The sequence below is a fragment of the Helicobacter sp. 13S00477-4 genome, assembly GCF_002272785.1.
In the GTDB taxonomy this organism is placed as follows: Bacteria; Campylobacterota; Campylobacteria; order Campylobacterales; family Helicobacteraceae; genus Helicobacter_J.
Genome location: NZ_MLAS01000018.1, coordinates 19,697 through 27,114, shown reverse-complemented (window position 1 = coordinate 27,114; position 7,418 = coordinate 19,697). Strand labels below are relative to the sequence as shown.

Here is a 7,418-nt window from a genome sequence, read left to right as displayed (position 1 = left end):
AGATAAGATAGCTTTGCCTCCATTGTCTATAACAAAAGAATTAAGGGTAGAGTTATCCAAAGTGATATTTGAAGTTCCACCAATGGTTTTGATGGTATCTATTTTAGAATTATTAGAAGCAGTGAGGTTTGCTTTTGAATCCCCTCCAGTGATTTGAATCTCTCCAATGCTAGAATCACTCAAGGTAGTGATTGTCGAACCTCCATTGATAGAAAGTTTACCGAGTGCTGAAGCATCTTTTAAGGTAATGCTATTGTCTGTATGGCTCAAATTCAAAGATTTCATAGAGCTTTTAGACACACTAGCACTCAATTTCCCAGCAAAGTCAATATCCCCATAAGTATGATTGAAAGTAGGTTGTGATGGAGTAGTTGAATCTTCAGTGGGTGAAATATCTCCTCCATCTCCACTTGCTACCACAGGAGATACAGGAGCGGGGGCAACATCAGATGGACTGCTAGCAGGTAGGGTATTTTGGATAGTAAGGATAGAGGAAGTATTAGTATTGGTGATATTGCCAGTGGAAGAAGCATCTAGGGTCAAATTATCCCATAGACCAGAACCTCCTTTTATATCACCTAATGAAGTGTTCTTAAGGGTACCAGAGATTTTACCAGCAAATTCAATGTTTCCAATTGATAGGTTGGTTTTATTACTGGTGTTAGCAAAAGTTAGGGTAGAAGAAGTATTGGTGTTATTGATGTCTTTAGTGGAAGAAGCATCTAGGGTGAAGGTGAGGATTCCAGAGGCAATACTGGTAATGTTATTCACTTTTGAATCAGTGATTTTCAAGGTCAACTTACCAGAAGGATTTCCCTGTATGATGTCAATATTATCTGATTGTATTGTAGTATCTGTGAAACTCAAAGTATCTTCACCATAAGAAGAAATATTTCCTTCTCCTAGAATCGTGGATTTGTTGAAAGACACAGTGTTCTTTTTACCCGAATATAGCAAGATAGAAGAATTGTATCTTGCTTCAGCTCCTTGTAATTTGACTCCTTCAAAGGTGGAGTTATCGAAAGTAAGGCTGCCATAAGAATTAAAACTCCCAGCCCCTATCCATTTAGCCGAATCACTAAATTGAATCGTGTTAGTACCTCCGGATATCATTGGTTGTATAGCAATATTGCCTTTGAGCGAATACCCATCGCTAGAATTGACCCCAGAAAAAGTGAGGTTAGAGTTTACGGCATTCCTTCGATAATCGTATTTAATAGTGAAATTTCCTGTCATGGATGAATTGGTGGATTTGATATTGAGGGTGGCATTGTTTGCCATATATCCATTTGTATAAGTGTAATTCCCTACCCATCTCGCATTGTCTTTTAAGGTAATAGTGGAATCAAAACCATTGGTAATCACATCACCTTTGAGCGAATACCCATCGCTAGAATTGACCCCAGAAAAAGTGAGGTTCAAAGTATTTTTAGTATCTATAAAACCCATTAGATTACTATTGTCAATATTTCCTGTCATAGATGAATTGGTGGAGTTGATAGTGAAGCTGCTTGAAATGGCTATATTATTTTGTTTATAATTATAATTACCTATCCATTTTGAATCATTGATGAGGTTGATGGTTTGGTTGGCAGCTGTAGTAACTATATTTGCTTGTGCGATCGAATCATTGAGGTTGAATGTTGTTTCTGGAGTGATATAAGTCTTTTGTTGGGAAAAGTTAATTGAAGCGGTTTGATTGGTAGCAGAGGCATTGCCAAATTTGCTATTCTTGAAATTAAATATGTTTTGCCCCGTATTGATGTCAATATTCCCACTATAACCATAACCCTTTAAGCTTTCATCACTATCCCCTTGATAAGTTCCATCAAAAGTGAGGCTACTTATATTCATATAGCCACCATTATTGATGTATAGATTCCCAGACCAAACTGAATCTTTGAAATTTGTTATGATATAAGCACCAGCATTGATACTTGGATTATTTGTTTGCAAAATACTTTTATTGGCTGTGATTGTAATCTTATTGCCTGAGGTGATATTGCTCAAAGTTAAAGTTTTTTTATCATCAGTCGTGTCTAATGTATCACCAATAGTTATGTTTGAACTCCCTCCGATTGTGGTTCCATATACACAATGTGAAGGGCTTGAAGTAGAACAGCTACTATCACCAGAACTTCCATTAGCTGACAATGTGCTAGGGAATGAAAAAAATAAAGATGAGAGCGAGATAGAAACCAGAAGAGAAAATGATTTTTTAGATGAATAGTGTGGGGGGTAATTCAGATGAGGAAAGAGTTTTTTAAGTGAAAGAGTTGTATGCCCCCCCCCCCATGAGATTCTTACATTATTGTTGCTGATTGTATTTTGTTTTTTCATTTTGAGCTCCTATTGGATTTATATTTTAATGTCAATCTTATTTGAGATGATTTGATTATTTATTACATCATAATTTTTATTAGAAATGCTTTAAATTTTTAAAAATTTATGTTAATTTTTTGAGTATTTATGTTGAATATTTTATGTTTATCCTGACTCAGAAAAAAATGTGGATTTGATTTGTAGACAAAAGAGATTATAAAAAATAAATCAATTTTTAGCCTGTTTTTTGTAGAATACATATTAAATAAAACGATAATTTTAAAAGGAATAGAATGGATTATAAAGACACACTTATCCTTCCACAGACAGACTTTCCAATGAGGGGAAATCTTCCTGTGAATGAGCCTTTGAGGTATAAAAAATGGCAACAAAAAGATATGTATTCAAAAATGAGGGATAATCGTAAGCAAGCCCAAAAATCTTCAAAAAATTTTAATCTTCATGATGGTCCTCCATATGCTAATGGGCATTTGCATATTGGGCATGCATTGAATAAAATCCTCAAAGATATCGTCATAAAATACCATTATTTTCAAGGAGATAGTGTCCGTTATACTCCCGGATGGGATTGTCACGGGTTACCCATAGAACAGCAAGTAGAAAAAAAACTTGGCAAAGACAAAAAAGATAGCCTTCCTAAAGAAAAGATTCGAGAGCTTTGTAGGGCACATGCAGCTGAATTTATTGGTATTCAAAGTGAGGAATTCCAGCAATTAGGAATTTTGGGGGATTTTAAAAATCCTTATAAAACAATGGATTTTGGTTTTGAAGCTGATATTTATAAGGTCTTATGTGAGGTTGCTAAGAGTGGTTTGCTTAGTGAGCGGAGCAAACCTATTTATTGGAGCTGGGCTTGTGAGACTGCTTTAGCTGATGCAGAGGTGGAGTATAAGGACAAGGAATCAGATTCTGTATTTGTTGCTTTTGATCTGTCTGATCAAGCATTGAAAAAACTAGGTGTGTCTAAGGCTTCTATTGTGATTTGGACTACGACACCTTGGACTTTACCAGCAAATTGTGGTATAGCCCTAAAGCCTAATGAGAGCTATATCCTTACAAAAGAAGGAAAAATCATTGCTAAGGCTTTGCATTCAAAGATGATTGAGGCTGATGTGGTTGAGGATGGTATACTCAAAGAATTTTTATCTGATGAACTTGAGGGATTTTTTGCTATCAATCCACTGAATGGAAGAGATTCTTTGATAATGCTTGGTGATCATGTTAGTTTGAATGATGGCAGTGGTGCTGTGCATACTGCACCTGGACATGGTGAAGATGATTATTATATCGGTTTGAAATATGATTTGCCAGTGTTGATGCCAGTCGATGATAAGGGGTGTTATAATGAGGTTATTTTGAAAGAAAAGCTTTTGCCAGAAGAATTTTTGGGCATGCATATTTTTAAAGCCCAACCAAAAATCATTCAAATGTTAGGGCAATCGCTTTTGAAACAAAAGAAGATTATCCATTCTTATCCACATTGTTGGAGATCTCATGAGCCTGTAATTTATCGTGCTACGACGCAGTGGTTTATCTTGATGGATAAGCCTTTTAGGGATGGTAAGACGCTGAGGCAAATCGCTTTGGAGGCTATTGAACAGACTATTTTTTACCCTGCTACGGGTAGAAATAGGATAAAAACAATGATTGAGAATCGTCCTGATTGGTGCATTTCAAGGCAGAGGGATTGGGGAGTACCTATTGCTTTTTTTCGCTATAAGGGGAGTGGGGAGGTTGTTTTTGATGAGGAAGTGTTGGAACATTTAGCAGCGATATTTCAAAAAGAAGGTTGTGATGCTTGGTGGAGTAAAGATATAAAAGATTTATTGCCTAAGGCTTGGGAGGGAAAATGTAGCGAGCTTGAAAAGGGCAAGCATATTTTAGATGTATGGTTTGATAGTGGGAGTACTTGGAGTGCAGTGTTAGATACAGGGAAAAATGCCTCAAAATATGATGGAGGACATTATCCAGCTGATGTATATTTGGAAGGGAGCGATCAGCATAGAGGATGGTTTCAAAGCTCTTTGCTTTTGAGCTGTATTCTTAATGCCAAAGCTCCCTTCAAATCAGTCATAACACATGGCTTTACTGTTGATGAGAATGGCGAGAAAATGAGCAAATCCAAAGGGAATGTCATCAGCCTTGAATCTATTTTGAAAGAATATGGCAGCGATATTTTGAGGCTTTGGGTTGCGATGAATGACTATCAAAGTGATTTGAGTGTATCAGCAAACTTTTTCAAACAGATTAGCGAGCAATATCGTAAAATACGTAATACAATGAGATTTTTACTTGCCAATACGAATGATTTAGAGTCTCTTGTACTTAAAGGTGAACTTGGAGAGATTGATCGTTGGATGCTCAAAAAGACAGATGATGTTTTTACTGAAGTCAATAGACTTTTTGGTCAATATGATTTTGTAAAAGGTTTGGGTATATTGATGGGATTTTTGACCAATGAACTCAGTGGTATCTATCTGGATTTATGCAAGGATAGCTTATATTGTGATAAAAAAGATTCTTTAAGGCGAAGAGCACATCAAAGTGTTATGGCTGTGATTGCTATCAATTTAGCTCATTTGTTAGCCCCGATTTTGACTTATAGCATTGATGAAGTTTTGGAATTTGCCTCACCGCTCATTAGAGGTAAGGCAAGCGATGTATTTGATTTGGAAGCTTTTGATATAAAATCTCATTTTGATTTAGAATTGAAGACAGATTTTGAAGCACTTTTAGCTATGAGATCAGCATTAGGTGAAGCAATTGATGTTTTGAAAAAAGATAAAATCATTAAGTCTTCTTTGGAGCTTGGTATTGGAGTTGAGCAAGGATTTTTTGATTGTCTTGATGATTGGCTCATTGTGAGTGAAGTCAGTGATACTGATAGGGTTATTAAGGATGATATTATCCAAACATTACAGTTCGTATATGCGGGTAAAGAAAAGAGTTTTTTGGTTTTGAAGACAAAAAAATATCGTTGCCCAAGATGTTGGCGTTATGTATGTCAAAGCGAAGATAAGCTTTGTGATAGATGTGAAGAAGTGATTGCAGACTGAAAGGTTTAAAATGGGATTTGAGATTTTTGGTTTGAAGTTTTTTGATTTTAGCCAACCCTTTGGCTATCCTGATACATTTGGAACTATTATTTTTGTTTGTTTGATAGCTTTTGGTATTTTTTATGTTTTCAAGTTTAAATCAAAAAAATAGTATATTTTTTATTTTGGTATTATTAATTTTTTATTGATAACATTTCTCTTCATATAAAAAGATTTTGAGGGGTTGAATCTTTTTTGTTTCTTCAGATAAAAATACTTGGAATAAGATGAAAAAAATAGTTGTTTATGTGTTGGTACTGTTGCTAGGTTTTGGGGTACTTTTTGCTGGCGTGGGGGATGTGCATTGGAGTGAGGTTATAGGTAATATTTATGAGCATATTTTTTATGGAGAGGCTTTGAGTAGTGATGGTGTGATTGTATATGAGATTCGTTTGCCTAGGATTATTTTGGCTATTTTAGTAGGTGGGATTTTGGCAGGTTCTGGTGCTGTGATGCAAGGGATTTTTAAAAATCCCTTAGTCGATCCTTATTTATTAGGTATTTCATCTGGGGCTGCTTTTGGCAGTGCAGTTTCTATTGGTTTGTTTGATGGGTTACCTGTTGGTATTTTGGCTTTTTTAGGGGCTTTAGGGGCTTCATTTTTGGTTATGATGATTGGGAGATTTGCAGGGGGTTCAAGTGTGTCTTTGGTGCTTGCAGGGGTTGTGCTTTCAGCTTTCTTGTCCGCGTTGAGTGGGTCTATAAAGTTTTTTGTTGATCCGCAAAAAGCTCAAGCGATTGTGATTTGGCTTTTGGGTAGTCTTTCGTTAGCCAGTTGGGAAAATGTGAAAATCGCATTATTAGGATTTGGAGTTGGTTTTATCCCTTTGTTTTTACTGAGATGGAGGATTAATATTTTGGGCTTAGGAGATTCAGAATGTATGTCGCTAGGTGTTTCTCCTTCAAAAATGCGTTTTATTTGCATTGCTTGTATTAGCTTTGCTTGTGCTTTGGGAGTGAGTGTGAGTGGCACTATTGGCTGGGTTGGGCTTGTGGTGCCTCACTTAGCAAGGGTGATTTTTGGATTGGATATGCGGGTGCTATTGCCTGGCTCAATTGCTTTGGGGGCTTTGGTCTTGCTAGGTGCAGATACTGTAGCTAGGACAATGACGTCTTATGATCTGCCTGTAGGTATTATCACAGCACTTTTGGGTGCACCATTTTTTATTTTTTTATTGGGTCGTTTTGCCAATAAATGGGGTGCTTGATGAATATCCTTGAAATAAAAAATTTGAGCTTTGATTATGGAAAAAATAGTATTTTGAAAAAGATATCTTTGAGTTCTAAGCAGGGTCATATAACAGCGATTTTAGCACCTAATGGGACAGGCAAGACGACTTTATTCAATAATATTTTTGGTATGCATAAGCCTATAGAGGGTAGTGTATGGGTCAAGGGTAATGATATCCTTAAATTGAGTCCTGCACAGCGTGCCTCATATGTATCTTATGTGCCTCAAGAATACTCAAGCCCTTTTAATTACAATGTCTTAGATGTTATAATGATGGGACAGACGCATAAAATGGGGATATTTGGAGTCCCAAAACCAGAAGATAAAAAAATCGCTTTGGATTTGATGGAGGAAATTGGCATTACATATTTGAAGGATCGTGGTATCAATGAGCTTAGTGGTGGACAGAGGCAGATGGTGCTTTTAGCTCGGGCTTTGATACAAGAATGCCCTTTACTTTTGCTAGATGAACCTACTTCGCACCTTGATATCAAAAATCAAGCTTTGCTTTTTAGACAAGTGAAAAATCAAGTCAAAAAGAAATCTTTATCTGTGCTCATTAATATCCATGACCCTAATCTTGTGAGTCTTTATGCTGATGAAGTCTATATGATAAAAGAAGGGAAAAATTTCGCTCAAGGCAATGTAAGGGAAGTGATGGATACAAGAAATCTAAGTGAGCTTTATGGCATAGAGGTGAGGGTGGATTGTCTTGATGGAGTGCCTTTTGTTTATGTTCGTTGATTTTG

General features: G+C 36.3%; 5 protein-coding genes. 4 read left to right on the top strand and 1 reads right to left on the bottom strand.

Annotation, left to right across the window (positions count from 1 at the left end):
- A partial coding sequence (locus BKH44_RS08000) for a hypothetical protein (protein WP_143428329.1) occupies window positions 1-2,340 on the bottom strand: 2,340 nt, incomplete at its 3' end.
- A 275-nt stretch (window positions 2,341-2,615) separates the two neighbouring features.
- On the opposite strand from BKH44_RS08000, the gene ileS reads away from it, so the two are divergent.
- The 4 genes from ileS (at window position 2,616) to BKH44_RS07985 (ending at window position 7,413) form a co-directional block, all read left to right on the top strand.
- Window positions 2,616-5,399 carry an isoleucine--tRNA ligase gene (gene ileS / locus BKH44_RS07995; RefSeq protein ID WP_095272167.1) on the top strand — a complete coding sequence of 928 codons (2,784 nt, stop codon included), beginning with the start codon at window positions 2,616-2,618 and terminating at the stop codon, window positions 5,397-5,399.
- Between the two features lie 10 nt (window positions 5,400-5,409).
- Window positions 5,410-5,550 (top strand): hypothetical protein, encoded by a 141-nt coding sequence (locus BKH44_RS08860; protein ID WP_180674151.1) that lies wholly within the window; start codon window positions 5,410-5,412, stop codon window positions 5,548-5,550.
- 115 nt (window positions 5,551-5,665) lie between these two features.
- Window positions 5,666-6,646, top strand: coding sequence for an iron ABC transporter permease (locus tag BKH44_RS07990; RefSeq protein WP_095272165.1), 981 nt, complete (start codon window positions 5,666-5,668; stop codon window positions 6,644-6,646).
- Window positions 6,646-7,413 carry an ABC transporter ATP-binding protein gene (locus BKH44_RS07985; RefSeq protein WP_095272162.1) on the top strand — a complete coding sequence of 256 codons (768 nt, stop codon included), beginning with the start codon at window positions 6,646-6,648 and terminating at the stop codon, window positions 7,411-7,413. The genes BKH44_RS07990 and BKH44_RS07985 overlap by 1 nt, the downstream gene beginning before the upstream one ends.
- The last annotated feature ends 5 nt before the right edge of the window (window positions 7,414-7,418 follow it).